Annotated in this window: 21 protein-coding genes; 11 read left to right on the top strand and 10 right to left on the bottom strand. The window is 68.4% G+C overall.

What is annotated here, in order from left to right; translation table 11 throughout:
- Positions 1–70: 70 nt before the first annotated feature.
- The 3 genes from glyA to NDI76_RS10285 all read left to right on the top strand — a co-directional run bounded on the left by glyA (position 71) and on the right by NDI76_RS10285 (position 3,089).
- On the top strand, positions 71–1,318 hold the full coding sequence (glyA, locus tag NDI76_RS10295) for a serine hydroxymethyltransferase (RefSeq protein ID WP_310923991.1): 1,248 nt from the start codon (positions 71–73) through the stop codon (positions 1,316–1,318).
- 102 nt (positions 1,319–1,420) lie between these two features.
- A complete protein-coding gene (locus NDI76_RS10290) occupies positions 1,421–2,074 on the top strand; it encodes a hypothetical protein (RefSeq protein ID WP_310923990.1) in 654 nt (217 codons plus the stop codon).
- 121 nt (positions 2,075–2,195) lie between these two features.
- A complete protein-coding gene (locus NDI76_RS10285) occupies positions 2,196–3,089 on the top strand; it encodes a bifunctional methylenetetrahydrofolate dehydrogenase/methenyltetrahydrofolate cyclohydrolase (protein WP_310923989.1) in 894 nt (297 codons plus the stop codon).
- Positions 3,090–3,116: 27 nt separating this feature from the next.
- Here NDI76_RS10285 and NDI76_RS10280 read toward each other — a convergent pair whose 3' ends face one another.
- Both NDI76_RS10280 and NDI76_RS10275 read right to left on the bottom strand, forming a co-directional pair.
- Positions 3,117–3,350 (bottom strand): DUF7385 family protein, encoded by a 234-nt coding sequence (locus NDI76_RS10280; protein WP_310923988.1) that lies wholly within the window; start codon positions 3,348–3,350, stop codon positions 3,117–3,119.
- 42 nt (positions 3,351–3,392) lie between these two features.
- Complete coding sequence (locus NDI76_RS10275) at positions 3,393–4,103, bottom strand: DUF7117 family protein (RefSeq protein ID WP_310923987.1); 711 nt, start codon at positions 4,101–4,103, stop codon at positions 3,393–3,395.
- Positions 4,104–4,230: 127 nt separating this feature from the next.
- Here NDI76_RS10275 and NDI76_RS10270 point away from each other — a divergent pair, with 127 nt between their 5' ends.
- Both NDI76_RS10270 and NDI76_RS10265 read left to right on the top strand, forming a co-directional pair.
- A complete protein-coding gene (locus NDI76_RS10270) occupies positions 4,231–4,377 on the top strand; it encodes a hypothetical protein (RefSeq protein WP_310923986.1) in 147 nt (48 codons plus the stop codon).
- A gap of 369 nt (positions 4,378–4,746) precedes the next feature.
- The gene (locus NDI76_RS10265; protein WP_310923985.1) at positions 4,747–5,043 is read left to right on the top strand and encodes a PadR family transcriptional regulator; all 297 of its coding nucleotides are present in this window, start codon (positions 4,747–4,749) and stop codon (positions 5,041–5,043) included.
- Between the two features lie 28 nt (positions 5,044–5,071).
- On the opposite strand, the gene NDI76_RS10260 is transcribed toward NDI76_RS10265, so the two are convergent.
- Positions 5,072–6,382, bottom strand: a complete 1,311-nt coding sequence (locus NDI76_RS10260) for an AI-2E family transporter (RefSeq protein WP_310923984.1) — start codon at positions 6,380–6,382, stop codon at positions 5,072–5,074.
- Positions 6,383–6,487: 105 nt separating this feature from the next.
- On the opposite strand from NDI76_RS10260, the gene NDI76_RS10255 reads away from it, so the two are divergent.
- Complete coding sequence (locus tag NDI76_RS10255) at positions 6,488–7,795, top strand: MgtC/SapB family protein (protein WP_310923983.1); 1,308 nt, start codon at positions 6,488–6,490, stop codon at positions 7,793–7,795.
- 60 nt (positions 7,796–7,855) lie between these two features.
- The gene (locus NDI76_RS10250) at positions 7,856–9,205 is read left to right on the top strand and encodes a class-III pyridoxal-phosphate-dependent aminotransferase (protein WP_310923982.1); all 1,350 of its coding nucleotides are present in this window, start codon (positions 7,856–7,858) and stop codon (positions 9,203–9,205) included.
- Between the two features lie 28 nt (positions 9,206–9,233).
- Here NDI76_RS10250 and NDI76_RS10245 read toward each other — a convergent pair whose 3' ends face one another.
- The 3 genes from NDI76_RS10245 to NDI76_RS10235 all read right to left on the bottom strand — a co-directional run bounded on the left by NDI76_RS10245 (position 9,234) and on the right by NDI76_RS10235 (position 11,558).
- Complete coding sequence (locus tag NDI76_RS10245; RefSeq protein WP_310923981.1) at positions 9,234–9,830, bottom strand: hypothetical protein; 597 nt, start codon at positions 9,828–9,830, stop codon at positions 9,234–9,236.
- Between the two features lie 120 nt (positions 9,831–9,950).
- On the bottom strand, positions 9,951–10,931 hold the full coding sequence (gene fen / locus NDI76_RS10240; protein WP_310923980.1) for a flap endonuclease-1: 981 nt from the start codon (positions 10,929–10,931) through the stop codon (positions 9,951–9,953).
- Between the two features lie 27 nt (positions 10,932–10,958).
- The gene (locus NDI76_RS10235; protein WP_310923979.1) at positions 10,959–11,558 is read right to left on the bottom strand and encodes a GNAT family N-acetyltransferase; all 600 of its coding nucleotides are present in this window, start codon (positions 11,556–11,558) and stop codon (positions 10,959–10,961) included.
- A gap of 72 nt (positions 11,559–11,630) precedes the next feature.
- Here NDI76_RS10235 and NDI76_RS10230 point away from each other — a divergent pair, with 72 nt between their 5' ends.
- Positions 11,631–12,230: a class I SAM-dependent methyltransferase gene (locus tag NDI76_RS10230; protein ID WP_310923978.1), complete on the top strand. Its 600-nt coding sequence runs from the start codon at positions 11,631–11,633 to the stop codon at positions 12,228–12,230.
- Between the two features lie 2 nt (positions 12,231–12,232).
- Here the strand turns inward: NDI76_RS10230 and NDI76_RS10225 are convergent, their stop codons facing one another.
- On the bottom strand, positions 12,233–12,451 hold the full coding sequence (locus tag NDI76_RS10225) for a YgaP family membrane protein (protein ID WP_310923977.1): 219 nt from the start codon (positions 12,449–12,451) through the stop codon (positions 12,233–12,235).
- A gap of 131 nt (positions 12,452–12,582) precedes the next feature.
- On the opposite strand from NDI76_RS10225, the gene NDI76_RS10220 reads away from it, so the two are divergent.
- On the top strand, positions 12,583–13,005 hold the full coding sequence (locus tag NDI76_RS10220; RefSeq protein WP_310923976.1) for a DUF3054 domain-containing protein: 423 nt from the start codon (positions 12,583–12,585) through the stop codon (positions 13,003–13,005).
- 59 nt (positions 13,006–13,064) lie between these two features.
- Here the strand turns inward: NDI76_RS10220 and NDI76_RS10215 are convergent, their stop codons facing one another.
- Positions 13,065–14,363, bottom strand: coding sequence for an MFS transporter (locus NDI76_RS10215; RefSeq protein ID WP_310924942.1), 1,299 nt, complete (start codon positions 14,361–14,363; stop codon positions 13,065–13,067).
- Positions 14,364–14,655: 292 nt separating this feature from the next.
- Between NDI76_RS10215 and NDI76_RS10210 the strand changes: the two genes are divergently transcribed.
- Both NDI76_RS10210 and NDI76_RS10205 read left to right on the top strand, forming a co-directional pair.
- Positions 14,656–14,904, top strand: coding sequence for a DUF8015 family protein (locus tag NDI76_RS10210; protein ID WP_310923975.1), 249 nt, complete (start codon positions 14,656–14,658; stop codon positions 14,902–14,904).
- 219 nt (positions 14,905–15,123) lie between these two features.
- Positions 15,124–16,122 carry an ornithine cyclodeaminase family protein gene (locus tag NDI76_RS10205; protein WP_310923974.1) on the top strand — a complete coding sequence of 333 codons (999 nt, stop codon included), beginning with the start codon at positions 15,124–15,126 and terminating at the stop codon, positions 16,120–16,122.
- A 21-nt stretch (positions 16,123–16,143) separates the two neighbouring features.
- On the opposite strand, the gene NDI76_RS10200 is transcribed toward NDI76_RS10205, so the two are convergent.
- Both NDI76_RS10200 and NDI76_RS10195 read right to left on the bottom strand, forming a co-directional pair.
- Complete coding sequence (locus NDI76_RS10200) at positions 16,144–16,578, bottom strand: DUF8215 family protein (protein ID WP_310923973.1); 435 nt, start codon at positions 16,576–16,578, stop codon at positions 16,144–16,146.
- Positions 16,579–16,621: 43 nt separating this feature from the next.
- Positions 16,622–17,689 (bottom strand): mRNA surveillance protein pelota, encoded by a 1,068-nt coding sequence (locus tag NDI76_RS10195; RefSeq protein ID WP_310923972.1) that lies wholly within the window; start codon positions 17,687–17,689, stop codon positions 16,622–16,624.
- Positions 17,690–17,702 lie beyond the last annotated feature (13 nt).

Below are 17,702 nucleotides of genomic sequence, written 5' to 3'. Positions count from 1 at the left end.
GTGCACAGAGACGCCGGCCGGGACTGCCAAAGTGAACACATTTATTGGGAGCACGGACGCCGGTTCCAACATGGACCACAGCCACGTCCGCGGCGTCGACCCCGCGGTCGCCGACGCGCTGGAGGGCGAAGTAGAACGACAGCGGGACACGCTGGCGATGATCGCGAGCGAGAACCACGTGAGCGAGGCCGTCCTGCAGGCGCAGGGGAGCGCCCTCACGAACAAGTACGCGGAGGGCTACCCCGGCTCTCGCTACTACGCGGGCTGTGAGTACGCCGACGAAGTCGAGCGACTCGCGGTCGACCGCGCGAAGGAACTGTGGGGTGCCGAGCACGTCAACGTCCAACCGCATTCGGGCACGCAGGCCAACATGGGCGTCTACCTCGCGATGCTCGACCCCGGCGACAAGATTCTCTCCCTCGAACTCAGCCACGGCGGCCACCTGAGTCACGGCCACCCCGCGAACTTCACGGGCCAGACGTACGAGGTCGAGCAGTACCACGTCGACCCCGACACCGGCTACATCGACTACGAGGCCCTCGCGGACCAGGCCGAGGAGTTCGAACCGGACATCATCGTCTCCGGATACTCCGCGTACCCGCGCGTCGTCGAGTGGGAGACGATTCAGGACGTGGCCGACGACGTCGGCGCCTACCACCTCGCGGACATCGCCCACATCACCGGCCTCGTCGCCGCGGGCGTCCACCCCTCGCCGGTCGGCGTCGCGGACTTCGTGACGGGGTCGACGCACAAGACCATCCGCGCGGGTCGCGGCGGCATCATCATGACCACGGAGGAGCACGCCGACGCCGTCGACAAGGCCGTCTTCCCCGGCGCACAAGGCGGCCCCCTCATGCACAACATCGCCGGAAAGGCGGTCGGTTTCAAGGAGGCCTTAGAGCCGGAGTTCGAGGAATACGCCGAGCGGACCGTCGCGAACGCGCGGACGCTCGCCGAGACGTTCGAAGAGGAGGGCATCGAAGTCGTCTCCGGCGGCACCGATAACCACCTCGTCCTCGCCGACCTGCGCCCTTCGCACCCCGACACCACCGGCAAGGACGTCGAGGCCGCCCTCGAAGAGGCGGGCATCGTCCTCAACGCCAACACCGTCCCCGGCGAGACCCGGTCGGCGTTCAACCCCAGCGGTATCCGCGCCGGCACGGCCGGCCTGACCACGCGCGCGTTCGACCAGGACGCCGTCCGCGAGGTGGGCGAACTCATCGTCCGCATCATCGACGACCACGACGACGAGGAGGCGGTCGACGCCGTCTCCGACCGGGTGCACGAACTCTGCGAGGAGCACCCCCTCTACGACTGAGCGAACGACGCTCGCTCCGCTCGTCCCCTCTCCGCTCGCTTCGTCTCTCTTCGTCCGCGGCGTCGCGCCGGACTTTTGCTCGCGCGGCGTAACCCTCCCACCATGTCCACCCGGAGACGCTTCCTCGCCGCGTTCGCTCTCGCGACCGCCGGTCTCGCCGGGTGCACGGACGCGCCCGACGTCGGGACCGACGACGACGACCCCGGACAGGTCGGCGGGACGCCGAGTCCCGACCGCGGGACGGGCCGCGTCGGCAGCGAGACGGATACGGCGACGGACAGGGAGACGACGACCGCGACGACCACAGACGAGACGACGGCGAACGGAACGGGAGGCGCGACCGAATCCAGGACGTCGGCGACGTCGCCACAGGGCGAACTCGACCTGCGCGAGGCGAACGTCGTCGGCGTGACCGTCGAGGCGGCCGGTGACGGCGCGTACCGCTTCGACGTGACGCTCATCCATGATGACGATGGGGAGGACGGGTACGCCGACCGCTGGGTCGTCGAGGGCCTCGATGGCAAGGAACTCGGCCGCCGCGAACTCGCGCACGCCCACGGGACGCGGGAGTTCACCCGGTCGACGACCGTCTCGGTCCCCCGCGGGGTTACCTGCGTCGTCGTGCGCGGACACGACCGGACGCACGGCTACGGCGGGAGCGTCGTCCTCGCGAACGTCGAGTCCGGCGAGACGGTCCTCCTCCGTCAGGGAACCGACCCCGTCGCGAACGACCGACTGGCGGCGTCGTGTCCCTGACAGCGCGTCCGGTCCGATAAAGCGGGAGACTGAGCACGTTCGTGCGTATCGTTCGATTCTCTTCGTGCAAGGTATACACGAACCCGCACCATTGAAGTGCGGCGGCCGCGGCGTTCGAGGTATGACGGATATCATCGACGGCAACGCCGTGGCCGCCGAGGTTCGCACCGGTCTCGCCGACGCGATGGATTCGCTCGCCGACGCGGGCGCGACGCCCTGTCTCGCCACCGTCCTGATGAGCGACGACCCCGCCAGCGAGACGTACGTCTCGATGAAGCACAACGACTGCGAGGAGGTGGGCATCGAGGCGCGTGATTACGAGCTAGACCCCGAGGCGCCCGCCGACGAACTGTACGCCACCATCGACGAACTGAACGCCGACCCGTCGGTCCACGGCATCCTCGTGCAGATGCCCCTCCCCGACCACGTCGACGAGCGAGAGGTGCTCCGGCGGGTCGACCCCGCGAAGGACGTCGACGGCTTCCACCCCGAGAACGTGGGCCGTCTCGTCGCCGGTCATCCCCGGTACAAACCCTGCACGCCCCACGGCATCCAGAAGCTCCTCGCCTCGGCGGACGTCGACACCGAGGGGGCGGATGCCGTCGTCGTCGGCCGGTCGAACATCGTCGGCAAGCCGATGGCGAACCTCCTCCTGCAGAAGTCGGAGACGGGCAACGCGACGGTGACGGTGTGTCACTCCCGCACCGCAGACCTCGCGGCGAAGACGCGCGCCGCCGACATCGTCGTCGCCGCCGCGGGCGTCCCCGAGATGATAGACGGCGAGATGCTCTCGGAGGGCTGCGTCGTGATAGACGTCGGCATCAACCGCGTCGAGACGGACACCGAGAAGGGCTACGAACTCGTCGGCGACGTCGAGTACGAGTCGGCGAAGGAGAAAGCCGGCGCCATCACGCCCGTTCCCGGCGGCGTCGGCCCGATGACGCGCGCGATGCTGCTGTGGAACACGGTGAAGGCGGCGGGCGACGCCGAGGGCGTCGCCGTCGACCTGCCGTAGCCGAGCCTCTCACTTCCTCACCCGTTCTCAGCGGTGCGTACAGACCACCAGCCGCTCGTCCTCGTGCGCGACGCAGAACGTCGCGTGCTCGCCCACGTCGAAGGAGTGCGCTCCGCGTTCGGTGAGAAGGAGGCGGTCGAAGACGTCGCCGCAGGCCGGACACGGCACGCCGTCGCGGTTCTCGTACAGCGTCACGTCGCCGTCGTCGCGGAGCAGTTTCATCCGGTGGCGGACGGCGTGTTGGTCGAATCGGTCGGCCATCGGCGGTGAAGGGGCGGCGGGAACGAAAGGCGTTGCTCTCTCTCAGTCGAGGCGCGACAGTCGGTCCCGCGCGGTCGACAGCGCCGACTCGTCGCCCTCCCTCGCGTAGGTCGCGAGTTCGCGGGCGGCGCGGACGAGCGCCTCCGAGTGCTCGACGGACACGTCGCCCTGCAGGGCCTCGGCGCGCTTGAGGTGCTCGCCGAGCGTCGAGAGCGTCCGCCGCGCCTCGGGGCGCGACTCCCCTTTCAGCCACGTCGAGAAGTCGCGCCGGAACGCGTTCAGCGACTCCGCATAGGCGAGGCCGCGCGCGGCCGTCATCGCTTCGGGGACCGCCTCGGGAGCGGGGCGGTCGCCGCGTTCGGCGCCGTTCAGGAGCGAGACGACGTACAACTCCAGCGCCTCGTCGGGGTCGCGACGACGGACGTACACGTCCACCGCGTGCAGCAGTTCGCGCGCCGCGAGGTAGGTGTCGTCGGGGTCGCGGAGTTCGCCGCCGCTGATGAACCCGCGCGCCCGGAGGTACGCCCGCAGGTCGGACTTCAGGTCGTCGGCGACGGCTTCTATCGACTCCGCCTCCGCCGCGGCGCGGTGTTCGGTGAGGTCCAGTTCCTCGGCGCTGTCGGTGTGGCTCGCTCGCTCGCCGACGCCGACGCTCCGCATGCTGCCGCAGGCCGGACAGGCGACTTCGCCCGTCTCGTAGTACGACCACTCGTGCTCGCAGGACTTACAGCGCCGGCGACCCCGAATCTCCATGTGCGGACGTGCGCGGTCCCGGGACAAAAGCCCGACGCCGCGGTCGGTCGCGGGCGACGACAGACAGCGGCGGACGACGTTCGACCACCCGCACCAATTTCATGCCTCTGAGGCTCGTATCGACGCTATGCGCTCAGAAGAGGAGATCAGAGAGCAGTACGAGTTCCTCGCCGAGGAGTTGGACTCCGAGGAGATGCGCCACGCCGGAGTCAGAGAACTGTTCACACATTACAAACGGGCGCTCGGCTGGGTTCTCGAGGAAGAGCACATGTGAGGGGGGCGCTCACGACAAGGGGCAATCCTCACACGTGCCGGTATCTTTAATATATACCAACGGATAGATACGGGTGACGCTTCGCTTTGGAGGGCCGAAGCGTCAGCGGGGACCAATTCAGGGCGGCAAGCATCCACGCGATTTTCGCGTGGCTTGCTTCCTTTTCCGATACTCACGTTCTGCAGCGAGTGCGCCGTCGGTTCTTCTCGTCGAAGCGACGGGTTCGGCGCCGCCTCTGGGTACGGGCGGCGCGGCGACCGAAACTGTCAGCCAGAACGCCCGGATTCCGCGTATACACGCGCGGTGACGGTCGTTCCGCTTCGATATACTTATTCCAGCTAGACGATAAGAATCTAATCGAAAGTACCGATGTACGACTTGACAGGATTTCAGCGTGACCTACTGTACGTTATCGCCGGTCTCGACGAACCGCACGGCCTCGCCATCAAGGATGAACTCGAAGGGTACTACGAGAAGGAGATCCACCACGGACGGCTCTACCCGAACCTCGACACCCTCGTCGAGAAAGGCCTCGTCGAGAAGGGACAGCGCGACCGGCGGACGAACTTCTACACGCTGACGCGCCGCGGTCGCCGCGAACTGAAGGCCCGCAAGGAGTGGGAAGCGAACTACGTCGACGTCGAGTACGACGGCGTCCGCGTCTGAACGACGCTCTTCTCGAACGGTAAGCGCCTCACGAGGGCGTCGACTCGTCTTCGTTCGCGGCCCCCGACTTCCTACGGCCCGAGACGCCCGTCTCCGTCGGCGGAGTCTCCTCGGCCGGCGATTCGGCCGCGTCGACCCCGGACTCCGTTTCTGCCGCTTCGTCTCTCTCTTCGGACCCGCCGAGGGATTCGGCCGCCGTCGGCGCCGACGGTCCGGCGTCGTCGGCCTCGGTCTCCCGTTCGGCCGCGGGGTCGACGGCGTACGGTCGAATCGGCGACCCGACCACCAGTTCCGGCAGGACGTACCGCGCGAAGTTGACGACGAGCACCAGAATCATCGGCGCGAAGAAGATGCCGTACCACCCGAACAGCAGGGGGCCGAACGTGTACGCGATCATCACCGCGCCGACGTGGAGGCTCCGCCCGGTGACGTACGGTCTGAGGACGAGGTCCGGAATCGTATCCACGACGACGAACGAGACGGCGGCGAAGAGGAGGACGAACCAGACCGTAGTGGGGTCCGCGAAGTACGACACCGCGAGGAGGTAGGCGGCGACGGGGACGTAGACGAGTTTCATCCCGACGACGGGAATGAGACTGGCGACGCCCGCGAGGAGGCCGACGAGGGCGGCCGCGGGAATCTCCACTTCCGGCGGCGCCACCGCGTTCAGCGCCGAGTAGGCGATGACGCCGATGGTGCCCGTGAGGACGGCGTTGAGGATGTTCCCGAAGAAGATGTTCTGGAAGTCGCGGTCGACGGCGCTGACGTACGCCTCCATGACCCCGCGGTCGTCCGCGAACTGCGTCCGAAACCAGCGGGCGAAGCGGTGGTCGTCGCGCAGCAGATAGAACGCCAGCGCGATCATGACGAACAGGTGGATGGCGCCGATGCCGAAGAACGCGAGCGTGTCGGCCGCGGAGCCGAGCGACCGGAGAATCTGCGACATCTGCGTCTCGGTGATATCCGAGATGTTGAACGACAGCAGCACGCTCAAATCGGTGACGCGGGCGAGTTGCTCGGTCGTGATGGGGACCTGCGAGAGGTCGAAGACGCCGCTGTTCGTGAGTTTGACCAGTTCGTTGACGACGATGGCGAACGCGTAGGTAACGAGGGCCAACGCCGGGAGCGCGAGGGCGAACAGGGCGATGGCGGCCGCGAGACTTGGCGGACGGATGCGGCGGTTCAGGCGGCGGTAGATGGGGCGCGTCGAGTAGTAGATGAAGATACCGAAGACGAACGTACCGACGAACGAGTAGAAGACGTAGGCGAGCGCAACCGCGAGGACGGCGCCGACCGCCCACCACGCCAACCGGGCGCGGTTCATATCGAGGAGGGACATACCTGAGAACGGACCCCCGGACGGCAAAAGTCTGTCGTGAATTCTAACGTGTTTCGGCGGGGGCTACGACGGAACTAAAGCCGTCGCCCCACGAACGGGCACTCAATGTCGTCTCTCCCAGCTCTCGCTCTGCAGTCCGGCGGTCTACTGTCCGCGCCGCTGTCGAACGACGTCGTCCGCCTCGTGCTGGCGGCCCTCCTCGGGATGTTCCTCGGGTTGGAGCGCGAGTGGTCCGAGAAGTCCGCGGGGATTCGGACGTTCAGCCTGACGAGCCTCGTCGGCGCGGTGTTCACGCTCGTCGCCGTCGAGTCGGACCTCGGCGTCTCGCTGCTCGCCATCGGAGGGGTGCTCGTCATCGTGCAGGGGGTGCTGCTCGCCGTCAGCGGCCTGCTCGGCGAGGACGGAACCGGCCTCTCTCTCACCACCTCGATGTCGCTCATGGCGGCCTACGGCGTGGGAGTCCTCGTCGCACTCGGCTACGCCCTGCAGGGCGTCAGTGTGGCCGTCGTCTCGTCGCTGCTGTTGGTGCTGAAGCGCGAACTCCACGGACTGGCGGGCCGACTGGACCGACAGGAACTCCGCTCGATGACCGAGTTCGCCATCCTCGCGTTCGTCGCCTACCCCATCCTGCCGGCGGAGTCCTACACCGTTTACGGGGTCACTATCGACGACCCGCGGGTGGCGTGGCTCATGGTCGTCACCGTCGCCGGCATCGGCATCGTCAACTACGTCATCGTCCAGCAGTACGGCGGCCGCGGCATCGCCGTCACGGGCTTTTTCGGCGGCCTCGCCTCCTCGTCGGCCGTCGTCGGGACGATGCTCGACCACGTCCGCCAGCATCCCGACGCCTACCGCTACGGCGTCGCCGCCGTCCTCCTCGCCGACGCGGCGATGGCCGTCCGCAACCTCGTCATCGCGCTGACGTTCACCGCCACCAACCGGGCGCTGCTGGGGGTGGCGCTCCCCCTCGGCTGTCTCGTCGTCGGGAGCGTCGTCGCGGCGTGGTTCGCCGCCGACTGGAGCGAGCAGGTGGACATCCCCTTGGAGAGTCCGTTCTCGCTGCGGAACGCGCTCACGTTCGGCGCCGTCTTCCTCGCCATCCTCGTCGCCGGCACCGTCGCGGAGAGCGAGTTGGGGACGCTCGGCCTCTACGTCAGTTCGTTCGTCTCGGGGTTCGTCTCCTCGGCGGGCGCGACGACGACGGCCATCCTGCTGTACCGCGGGGGGAGCATCGACTCGACGGCCGCCACGCTCGCAATACTCCTCGCGACGGCGTCGAGCGTCGTCGTGAAGGTGCTGCTCTCGCTGGCCGGTCCCCGGCAGTTCACCCGCGCGGTCGCGCTCTGGTCGGCGGCGCTCCTCGTCGGCGTCGGCGCCCTCACCGGCGCGTTCGTCGCCCTGGGCGTCCTGTGAGATTCGGTGTACGTCACCCCCGAGCGAACTTCTTATCGTGGAGGTTGCCGTAGGGCGGTCATGGACCGAGAGACGGCCACGCCACGAGTCGACACCCTCCCCGGCGAGAAGGCGCGCGAGTGGGTCGAGTACCACCGCTCGAACGCCGCCCCCAGCACCTACGTCTACGACTTCGTCTGGGACGTCTCCGCCGACGCGGAGGGACCGTTCTGTACCGACGTGGACGGCAACGTCCTCCTCGATTTCACGAGTCACGTCGCCGCCGCCCCCCTCGGCTACAACAACCCGAAGATACTCGACCGCCTCCGCGAGTTCGACCTCGTCGACCCCCTGAAGATAGCGGGGCAGGACTTCTACGTCTCCGACGGTCAGCGACCCGGCGAGGAGCGGTTCCCCGGCCCGGCCGGCCTGATGGAGCGACTGGTCGAGGCGACCGAGCACTACGGCATGGACACCGTCTTCCTCTCGAACTCCGGCGCGGAGGCGGTGGAGAACGCCATCAAGATAGCCTACGACGAGTCGGGCGGCGCGAAGTACGGCGTCACCTTCGAGGGCGCGTTCCACGGCCGGACGCTCGGCGCCCTCTCGCTGAACCGCTCGAAGTCGGTCTACCGCCGCGACTTCCCCGAGCTATCGGGTATCGTCGATATCCCGTACTGCGATTCGCGCGCCTGCACGGCCGACACCTGCGACTGCGGCTTCTTCCCCGACGACTCCGGCGTCTCGCGTCTTCGGCAGAAACTCGACCCCGACCGGGGGAACGTCCACTCCGACGACGTGGCGTTCGTCGTCCTCGAACCGATTCAGGGCGAGGGGGGCTACCGCATCCCCTCGGAGGCGTTCATGGACGAGGTGGCGGCGCTCTGTTCGGAGCACGACATCACGCTCGTCGCCGACGAGATTCAGACGGGCGTGGGTCGGACGGGGAAGATGTGGGGGTCGGACCACTACGCCATCGAACCCGACGTCATCTCCTCCGCGAAGGCGCTTCGGGTGGGGGCGACCGTCTCCCGCCGGGACGTGTTCCCCGAGGAGAAGGCGCGCATCTCCTCGACGTGGGGCGCCGGCGACATCATCTCCTCGCTGCAGGGAGCGCTCACTATCGACGCGATTCGCGACTACGACCTGATGGCCAACGCCGTCGAACGCGGCCGTCAGTTCCAGGAGTTCGTGCGCGACGCCGACCTCGCACCCGTCACCGACGTGCGCGGCAAGGGGCTACTGCTCGCGGTCCAGTTCGACTCGAAAGAGCGTCGGAACGACGTCCAGGAGGCCTGCCTCCAGAAGGGCCTTCTCACCCTCGCCTGCGGCTACGACGTGATTCGAATCCTGCCGCCGTTGGACGTGACCGAACGCGAAATCGAACTCGGCGCGTCGCTGTTCTGCGAGGCCGTCGAGGCGTGCGCCTGAGTCGGACCTCGGACTCTCCTTTTACTCCTTACCCGCCGAAGTCGCACAGCACCGTCGTCGACCGCACCGCGGCGTCGACGCCGCCGCCCGGTCGGACCGCGACGACCGTCTCCGACCCGTCGCAGTCGATAAACGACCGCGGGACGCCGAGGCGACGCCCCCCCTCCCCGTCGGCCGCGACGGCGAGGACGTAGTCGGCCGGGTCGAACAGGCGCACCTCGAACGCCTGGTACGCCGGAAAGTCCGTCTCGACGTCGAGGACGGTCCGGTCGTCGTCGGCGTCGCTGAGGCGGACCGTCAGTTCCCGCTCCTCGGGGGCGGCGTTCCAGACGACGACGCGGTGGTGGTACTGTTCCGCCGCGCCGACCGATACGCGCTCGAAGACGTCCGCGGGGTCGAACTGCGAGACGGTTCCCACGCTCGGCGGGGGGAGGTCGGCGCGGGCACGTCCGGACCCGCCTTCGGCCGTTCCATCCACACCGAGTGCGCCCTCGTCCGCCTCGACGACCGTCGACTCGTTCGTCGAGGAGGCGCCGGTGAAGGGGATGCGGTCCGCGGCGTCCCGCGCGGCGGCGCACCCCGACAACGCGGTGGCGACCCCGACGAGGAGCGAACGTCGTCTCATTGTCAGTTCTGACGGTGTCGGGGGTGTTACCTGTATCGGTGACTCAAAGGCGCACTTCAGCGACGACTCGGTCGGCGAGTGGTACGGAGGCGCGGTCCCGCGGTCCGCACCGTCGGCCGGTCAGGTCCACTGGTCGAGTCCGGTCTGGACGACGGACTCCTCGATGCGCTCGAACCCGCGTTCGACCTTCTCGGCGGGGATTCCCCACTCCTCGGTGACGAAGGCGCGGGCCGCCTCGACGTCCGGCGAGACGTCCGTGTCGAACGCGTAGTCGTCGGTGACGGGCGGGTCGAAGAACAGTTCGCGTACCCGGTCCGCGTTGTCGATGTACGCGTCGCGCGCGTCGAGGACGGCCCACAGGTCGCCGTGCGCCTTCACCTCCTTCAGCGCCGTCTTCGGACCGACGCCGGAGAGACCGTCGTTGAAGTCGGTGCCGCAGAGGATGGCGATGTCGACGAGTTGTTCGTGAGTCACGTCGAGGTCCGAGAGCGTCGCGTCGAGGTCCATCAACTCGGGGTCGCCCTTCGAGGTGAGTTGTCTGAGCGTGTACGGCGCGCCGAACAGCAGGGTGTCGTAGTCCTCGCTGCCGACGTAGTCGGCGTCGCCCCGCTTGGCCATGTGCGACGCCTGCGCCTCCCCCTCCGCGGGCGCCTCGACGACGGGCACGTCCAGCAGTTCGAGCAGTTCGCGGCTCGTCGTCTGAATCGTTTCGGTCAGGCGCTGCGTTCGCGCCTCCAACCGCGAGGCGGCGAGGGCGTCGCCGCGCTCCTCGGCCTCGCGTTTCAGCTCCTCGGCCTTCTCGCGTCGCGCGCGGCGCTCGGACACCTCGGCGTCCTTCAACTCCGTAACGCCGCCGTCGAAGACGAATATCGGAACGAGGTCGTGCTCGAAGAACTTGGGAAGCCCCTGCACGATGCCGACGAGGTTCGCCACCTCCTCGCCGTCGGCGGTGGTGTAGACGTCGTCGGGGGTGAACTTGACCGTCGTCGTCAGATACCGGTACAGCCAGTTGTGCGCGTCAACGGCGACGACGCTCCCGGCCACGTCGTCGAACGACACGTCGGAGAGGGACGCCAAGGTCCGCAGGTCTGCGTTGCCCATTACCGCTCGCTTGGGTCGCGGGGCGCTTTAACGTCCCGCGTCTGCCGTGTCGTCTCCGACGCCGTCGAGGAGGGCTGGCGGGTCCGACCCCTCCCGCGCGGCGAGGAAGGCCGTCTCGGGGTCGGTGAGGTCCCTCTCTCGATAGCTGTCCAACCCCGCCTGGTACGTCTCCCGCAGACGCGCCGCGGGCGCGTCGGCCGGCCGTTCGAGCACGAGTTCGGCGAGTCCGGACGTCTCGCCGGTCCACGCGAACCCGGCCTTGTGAAGCGCCTCGTAGGCGAACGGGTTGTTGACGGCGATTCGAATCCGCTCGTAGCCCGCGCCGCGGCCCGCGTCGGTGACGAACGCGCAGAGCCGCGGTCCCAGTCCCCGCCGCTTGCGGTCCGAGCGGACGGTGACGTAGCGAATCCACAGCGTCGACTCGTCCGTCCGGTCCTCGTTGAACGCCGCCGCGGCGGCCACCGCCGAGTCGTACTCGTCGGAGGGGGCGGCCATCGGGTCCCACCGGTCGACGACGACGGCCTTCCCCGTGTTCGACATGACGAACTTCCCGGCGTAGGCGAACCGACGGTAGTCCAGACGGAGCGTCGGTTCGTCGTCCGCCCATCCGAGGACGACGAACTCCATGGGTGAACGAGGGGGGCCGCGGGGTTGAGTGCGTCGGTGACTCTTATTCACCTCCGAACCGCAGGTGTCGGTATGGCGAGCCTCCACGGCCGGGGCGACGTGCGCTTTTTCGACCGCGTCGCCTCGCTCTACGACCGTCTGATGCCCTCCGCGGACGCCGACGCTCTGCGCGCCGGCCTCGCGTTCGCCCGGCGGGACGTCGCGCGCGTGCTGGACGTGGCTGGCGGCACCGGTCGCGCGTCGCGAGCGCTGGATCGCGGCGGGTTCGACCCCGTGGTTGTCGACTTCTCGCGGGGGATGCTGGCGCGGGCGCGGGCCGATGGCCACCCGGTCGTCCGCGCGGACGCCGGGTCGCTGCCGTTCCGCGACGGCGGTGTCGACGCCGTCGTCGTGGTGGACGCCCTCCACCACCTCCCGGACCCCGAACGGAGTCTGCGGGAGGCGGCCCGCGTCGTCGCCCCCGGCGGGGTCGTCGTCGTGCAGGAGTTCGGCCCGCGGACGCTCCGGGGGCGCGGCCTCGTCCTCGCCGAACGCGCCGTCGGCTTCGACTCCGAGTTCTGGACGCCGGCGGAACTGTGCGCCCTGCTGGAGCGGGTCGGACTGGACGCGAGAATCGTCTCGGAGGGGTTCGAGTACGTCGTCGTCGGGCGCGCAGAAACGATGGACGCGTAGCGCTACTCGCCGTCGCGCGTCGTGTCGATGCCGAACAGGGCGTTACAGCCGCAAAAGCCCGTCGCGGCGTTCTGGAGCAGACCGGCGCCCGCGACGGCGGCGATGGTCGCGGTCGTCGGCTTCTCGTCGAGGGAGGCGGCGACGGCGACGACCGACAGCCAGATTCCCAGCACGCCCCTAGCGATGCGGTCCCACCCGCCGACGTTTCGCGGAACGTTCATACCCGACCGTACGGAGACGGGCGCCGTAATACTTACCCCGCTGACAGGAGCGGCCGCGCCGCGAACCCCTCGCTCGCGCGAACCGACACCGAAACGGGAGAGTCATGTAGGACGGTCCGAATCCAACGGACATGGGAACCTCGAACAGTTCGTTCCTCGACGAACGGGTTGACTCGGACGCGTTGCCCCTCGCGGTGGGGGACTTCGTCGCGTTGGCGCTCGTGTTGACCTACGGCGTGGTGAACCACAACGGCGTGGAGTACCTCTCGACGAACCCCGCGGGGTGGATTCTGACGATGGTCCCGTTCCTCCTCGGCTGGGCCGTCTGCGGGACGCTCATCGGCGCGTACTCGGCGGGCGCGGCGGAGACGGCGAAATCGGCCATCGCGCTGGCGATTCGCGGGTGGATTCCGGCGGCGCTCGTCGGCCTCATCCTGCGGTGGACGGCGATATTCGAGGGCGGCGTCGAACTGGTGTTCGCCGTCGTCATCATCGTCGCCGGCCTCGTCGCCCTCGTCGGGTGGCGCTGGCTGTACTTCAAGATTCTCGGGTAGTCGCGGTTTCTTTTCCGAATCGGGTTCGTCCGAGTTCGACGCTATCGAGCGCCGAGCGCTCAGTCCGAGGCGACCTCCGCCCCCGCTGAGTTCCCGCCCCGCCGCGCGAGGTAGACGCCGAAGCTCGCGCCGGCGACGGCGATGCCGGCCAGCGTGACAAACAGCGCCGTCGGCGTCGCGTACGTTAGGATGGCGCCGGCGAGGGCGCCGCCGAGGGCGCCGACGCCGAACACGCCGAGGTAGGTGTAGCCGTAGGAGAGGCCGCGCGTGCCGGCGGGCGTGTACTCGGCGACGGTGGCCTGGTAGAACGGCTGGATGACGAACAGGAAGAAGCCGAGCACGGCGCCGAACGCGAGGAGAGGGACGAGGCCGGCGCTCACGACGGGCAGGAAGAGGACAGCGAGGACGGCGAGGGCGCCGAAGGAGCCGACGAGGCCCCACTCGACGGGCAGACGGTCGGTGAGTTTCCCGCCGGCGTACTGCCCGAGGACGCCGACCATCAGCAGCCCCGAGTAGAAGTAGCGCTCGGGTTGGAGCGTCTGTCCGGAGTCGGCGGTGACGCCCAGCGCACTCGCGAGGCCCGCCGGCAGCAGCGACGCCAACGGGACCGGTTCGAAGGTTCCCAGCCCCGACAGCAGGTCCGGGAGGAAGGTGAGGACGCCGCGATAGTACAGCCCCGAGCACATGACGACGAGGAAGACGACGACGAAGCCGCCCGCGACCATCCGCTTGGACTCCGCGAGGAACTCCCCGAGGGAGTCGACGCCGGCGTCGGCCTTCGAGGACCCACCGGCGCCCGCGTCGACGGCGGCGCTCTCGTCGAACCGCGCGCGCAGGGCGTAGGCGCCGGCCGCGAGAGCGGGAAGGGCGAGCAGCATCGCAACCGTCGTCCAGTCGAGGAACATGAGGAGGACGGCGGTGAGAAGCGGACCGAGGCCGATGCCGACGTTGCCGGCGATGCCGTGGTAGGCGAAGCCGGTGCCGCGTTCGTCGACGCCCTTCGAGATGAGGGCGAGGCCGGCGGGGTGGTAGACGCTGGCGGCCGCGCCCCAGCAGAGCAGGGCGAGGGTGACGACCACGAGGTTCGGAGAGAGGCCCAGGAGGACGAACGACCCGGCCATGCCGAACAGACACAGCGAGATGAGCCGCCGCGAGCCGATGCGGTCGACGAGGACGCCGCCGGGGAGGGCGCCGACGCCGAACAGTCCGTAGCCGGCCGTCACGACGATACCGAGCGTCGCCGCCGTCACCTCGACCTGCGTGAGGCCGAGGTTCACCACGTCGAACTCCGTCAGCCAGATGGAGACGAAGATGGGGATGGACAGTTCGTAGGTGTGCACCATCCCGTGAGCGAGCATCACGAGGGCGACGATCGAACGGTCGTTACGATTCACGTCGGTGAGTCGAACCAGCGCACAGTTGAACGCTCGGGTGGGGGCAGAATGTGGAACGGACCTGCACTCGGAGAGGTTGCCCTTTCGGAGTATTTGTTTGTATCCTGAACTAGCGGGGTGAATGATGTGCTAACAGGAATCATACGCTCCACACGGCTCTATAACTTATAGAAAACCCACGAGGTGCTAACAGAGTAGGTACCGGTGAGCAATGGAAAAGAATTATATGACGTGTACCCGTATCGTAGTATGTATTATGACAGGGTACTACGACTACGTTCTCGGCCTCATTCCGCTCGCACTTCTCGGTCTCACCGGCACGCTGTCGCTCGTCGGATTCGACCTGACGCAGGCGGTTCCCGTCGCCGCCGCCGTCGCCGCCGGCATCGTCGGGCACGCGCTGTTCGTCAACGGACCCGTCTCCTCCCGCGCGGGGCGGACCGTGAAGACGGACGCGTCGACCAACGCGCACTCGAACCCCGCGACGCCCGTCGACGCCGACTAGTCGTCTCTCCCTGTCACACCGACGACATCTGCGTTCGAATTATCACTTTCCCGACAACTTCTCCGCGAGCGACGGCGCCGTTCGCGTCGGTTGACGCGCCGTCCGCCGCCGTGTCGTCCGCCGCCGCATCGTCCGCAGTCGGACGGTCCGGCGGAGACGCCGTTCTTCACCGCGCCGCCGTCCCGCACGTTCATCACGCTGGCGTTCGATGTACCCCCCATGACCGAGACGCTGTTTCTGACGAGCGACGACGTGGCCGGTCTCGCGACGCCCGCCGAGTTCGTCGACGCCGTCCGCGACGCCTACCGACAGCGCGGCGAGGGGGCGCCGGCCGAACCGCGAACGAAGCTCACGAACGAGGACCCACCGGGCTTTCTCACCACCTACGCCGCCGTCCTCCCGGAGACGGGCGCGATGGGCGGGTACGCCTACAGCGCCGGGTTCGGCGCGAGCGACGCGTGGTTCATGACGCCGCTGTTCGACGCCGAGTCGGGCGAACCGCTGGCGCTCATCGACGGCGCGAGCATGAACCCGTTCAAGACGGGCGCCGCCGGCGCCGTCGGCGTCGACGCCCTCGCTCGCGAGGACGCGACGACGCTCGCGATACTCGGCAGCGGCGCGCAGGCGCGGGGACAGCTTCGAGCCACGGCGGCGGTGCGGGACTTGGAGACGGTCTGGGTGTACTCGCCGACGAAGGAGAGCCGCGAGTCGTTCGCCGGCGAGATGGACCGCAGGCTGGACGCCAGCGTCGCCGCCGTCGCCTCCCCGGCCGCGGCCGTCGAGGACGCGGACATCGTCGTGACGGCGACGAACGCCTCGGAACCGGTGTTCGACGGCGACCGGTTGGAGGACGGCGCGCACGTCACCGCGATGGGCCAGTACACGCCCGGCAAGCGCGAACTCGACGCGACGACCATCGAGCGCGCGAAGTACGTGCCCGACCTGCGGGCGCGTGCGACGCAGGACGCGGGGTCGTTCATGCACGCCCTCGACGAGGGCGTCGTCGACGAGGACCATATCTACGCCGAACTCGGCGAGGTTGTCGCGGGCGAAGTGGAGGGTCGTGAGAACGACCAAGAGGTCACCGTCTTCGACAGCGGCGGCACCGGCATCGAGACGGTCGCCGGCGGGTACCTCCTCTACGAGAAGGCGAAATCGGAGGGACTCGGCACGACCATCGACTTCTCGCCGGCGAGCGAGTCGCTGACCGGCGAGTGAACTGACTGTTCCCGTCGCTCCTCACAGCGACAGACGCGACAGGCGAGCGAACGCCCGAAACGCCCGCGGCAGCGCCGAGACGGCGACGGCGCACGCGACGGCGGGCACGAACACCCCGAGGGCGAACGACCCCCAGTACAGGTTGACGGCGACGCCGAGGTACGTCCCGCCGCCGACGACGAGACTGTAGTACGCCGAGCGTCCGGCGAGCGTCCCGAGGTGTCCGGGAGAGGGCCACCGCGCGCCGCCGACGTAGCCGCCGCGGAACGCCGCGACGGCCAGCGGGGTTGCACAGAGCGCCGACAGCGCCGACAGCGCCACCGCTTCGGACGGTCGGGCGAACAGCAGGAACCACAGCGTCGGCACCGCTAACGCGGACACCTCCATGCCCGCGAACAGCGTCAGGTCCATGAAGCGGTCGAACCGCCGAATCGCCCTCACGACGCGTCGAACCACACGAACGATTAGGATAGAGTCGACAAAACGCTTCTGTCGACGCTCACTGCAGTCGGTACCGCAGGATGGCCGCGATGCCGCCGAGGTTCTTCAACTGGCGGCCGGGGTCGAACTCCGAGGAGAAGACGGCCACCTCGCCGCCCTGCCGCTCGACGGTCTGGATGACCTCGTTGACGTCGACGTCCCAGTCGCCGGCGCCCTGCCGCTCCTCCCGGAGTCGTTCGTCGAGGACGAGCAGCGTCTCCACGGCGCCGAAGTCGGCCGCCTCGGCGACTTCCTCGATACCGTAGGACACCTTCTCGCCCGTGGCGATGCCCTCCATCAGGTCGTCGATGAGATCCGCCTCCTTCGAGATGCGCGTCTGCGTCTGCACCTCGTCGACGGCGCCGCGCTTGAGCACCTCGTGGACGCCCCTGTCGCCGACGCCGGAGGTGTCGACAACGGTTATCTTCTCGACGATGTCGCGGTGGTTCTCGGCGATGTAGTCGCGGGCGTCCTGCTTCGTGAAGCCGGGTCCGGCGAGGATGATGGCGTCGACGTCCATCCGCGCGAGCGCCTTTCCGAGTTCCGCGAACAGTTCGGAGCGAGGCCGGGCGTACTCGCCCTTCCCGGTCGGCGCGGTGAAGGAGAAGCGCTCCTCGGTGCCGTACTGCGCCACCGTGTGGATGTACGCCGCGCCCTCCTCGACGGTGGCGATGACCACGTCAGGGTTCTCCGCGGCCTCCTCGGCCTCCTCGATGCGCTTCTTCTGGTCGGGCTTGAAGTGCTTCTCGATGGTCACCTCGTCGTGCTCCTCGACGTTCAGCGTGTGGTGGTGACCCAGTTGGTCCTCGCGGGAACTGCCGACGATTTCGCCGCCGACGCGGAGGCGGTTGGCGAAGCGGGCAAACTCCACGTCGCCGACGCTGATGGTGACGCTGAGGTGTTCGCGCTGACCGCCGGTGTCCCGCATCTGGTCGTCGTCGCGTTGGATGCGGCGGGTGGTGTCGCCGGAGACCAAATCGCCCGATTCGAGGACGTGCGAGAGGTGCCAGAGGTCGTCCACGTTCTCGGGGACGAGCGTGATGCGTTCGCGGCCCTCCTCGCCGCGCCCGCGACTCGAAATGCGCATACTCGGAGTCCGT

This window comes from Halogeometricum sp. S1BR25-6 (assembly GCF_031624495.1).
Classification (GTDB): domain Archaea; phylum Halobacteriota; class Halobacteria; order Halobacteriales; family Haloferacaceae; genus Halogeometricum; species Halogeometricum salsisoli.
The sequence above is the reverse complement of the archived record's forward strand: the minus strand, read 5'-3'. Positions and strand labels throughout refer to the sequence as shown.